General features: G+C 69.5%; 2 protein-coding genes. Both read left to right on the top strand.

Annotated elements, in window-relative coordinates; genetic code table 11:
* Window positions 1–76: 76 nt before the first annotated feature.
* On the top strand, window positions 77–550 hold the full coding sequence (locus PLL68_RS14910) for a transposase (protein ID WP_324535436.1): 474 nt from the start codon (window positions 77–79) through the stop codon (window positions 548–550).
* Window positions 547–1,584: an IS3 family transposase gene (locus PLL68_RS14905; protein WP_324535434.1), complete on the top strand. Its 1,038-nt coding sequence runs from the start codon at window positions 547–549 to the stop codon at window positions 1,582–1,584. Before PLL68_RS14910 ends, PLL68_RS14905 begins: the two co-directional genes overlap by 4 nt.
* Window positions 1,585–1,612: the final 28 nt, after the last annotated feature.

Below are 1,612 nucleotides of genomic sequence, written 5' to 3'. Positions count from 1 at the left end.
CCCTATCCGACAGACTGGTGTGAGACGCCCGGGCTGAGCGGAACTTGACTGGGGCGGGGACAGGAGAAGTAGGTCCATGGCCACCACCACGACAGCACCGGTCGGCACCGACGAGACGTCGACTGCGACCAGCCCGACGGTGTCGACGGCACCGCTCCCGGCGACCCCCTCGGCTACGGGGCCACGCCAGGGGCGGGCGAAGCGACGCACGTTCACGACCGAGTACAAGCGGCGGATCGTCGCGGAGTACGACGCGGCCCCGACCGGGACGAAGGGTGCCGTGCTGCGCCGGGAACGGCTGTACGACTCCCACGTGCAGGAGTGGCGAGCCGCGATCACCGCGGGCACGCTGGACGTTCCACCGAAGCGCGGCCGGCCGGCCAGGACCGCCGAGCAGGCCCGGATCGGCGAGCTGGAGCGGCAGGTCGCCCGGCTGGAGGCCGACGCCGCGAGGAAGGATCAGGTCATCGCCGACCGTGACGCCGCACTCGAGGTGCTGGGAAAAGGTGTCGCGTTCTTGGAGGCGATCTCGTCACGGAACACGCGATGACCCGCCGCACTTGGAGGGCCTGGCAAGCCGCCACCGTCGACGACCTCACCCCGCACACCGGCGGTGGCAAGGCGTGTGAGCTGGTCGGCCGGTCGCGGGCCACCCACCACCGGCAAGCCCACCCGAAACCCCGAGTGTTCGGGCCGCACCCCAAACCGCGGCATCCAGCGGAACTGTCCCCCGCCGAACGCGACCAGGTCCTGGCGGTGTTGAACAGCGACGACCACGCGAACTCGTCGGTGGCCCAGGTGTGGGCCTGCGAGCTGGATGAGGGCCGCTACTGGTGCTCACAACGCACGATGTACCGGATCCTGGCCGCGGCCGGCCAAGACGGGGAACGCCGCCGCCAGGCGACCCACCCGCCCCGGACGATCCCCGAACTGGTCGCCGAGGCCCCCAACGTCGTCTGGTCGTGGGACATCACGAAGCTGGCCGGCCCCACCAAGGGGATCTGGTACCACGCCTACGTCGTGTTGGACATCTTCTCCCGCTACGCGCTCGGCTGGCGCGTCGAGGCCGTCGAGGACGGCCGCCTCGCCACCGACCTGATCGCCGGCATCATCGCCACCCAAGGCACCCCACCCGGTTGGCTCCACGCCGACGGCGGCGCCGCGATGACCTCCAAACCGTTGAGCTCGCTGCTGGCCGACCTCGACGTCACCCGGTCACACAACCGACCCCGCACCAGCAACGACAACCCCTACAGCGAGGCCCAGTTCAAGACCATGAAGTACACCCCCGACTATCCGGACCGGTTCGACTCGATCGGCCACGCCCGCGCGTGGATGGAAGAGTTCATGACCTGGTACAACCACGAGCACAGGCACTCCCGCATCGGCCTGCACACCCCAGCCTCGGTGCACTACGGCACCGCCCACGACATCCGAGCCGCCCGGCAGGTCACCCTCGACGCCGCCTGGCTCGCCCACCCCGAACGGTTCAGCCAACGCCCCACCCCACCCCGACTGCCCGAACGCGTCACCATCAACGACCCCGCGAAGCGAACCCCCCAACCCGAACCTCAGAAGGCTTGAGACGTCTCATTTGACTTGACAACTTCCG

Origin of the sequence: Ornithinibacter sp., assembly GCF_035443565.1 — a bacterium.
Taxonomy (GTDB): Bacteria; Actinomycetota; Actinomycetes; order Actinomycetales; family Dermatophilaceae; genus Fodinibacter.
The sequence above is the reverse complement of the archived record's forward strand: the minus strand, read 5'-3'. Positions and strand labels throughout refer to the sequence as shown.

Bases quoted from the DNA above. Each gene is read 5' to 3' on its own strand.
- PLL68_RS14910 (WP_324535436.1), top strand. From the start codon at position 77: ATGGCCACCACCACGACAGCACCGGTCGGCACCGACGAGACGTCGACT.
- PLL68_RS14905 (WP_324535434.1), top strand. From the start codon at position 547: ATGACCCGCCGCACTTGGAGGGCCTGGCAAGCCGCCACCGTCGACGAC.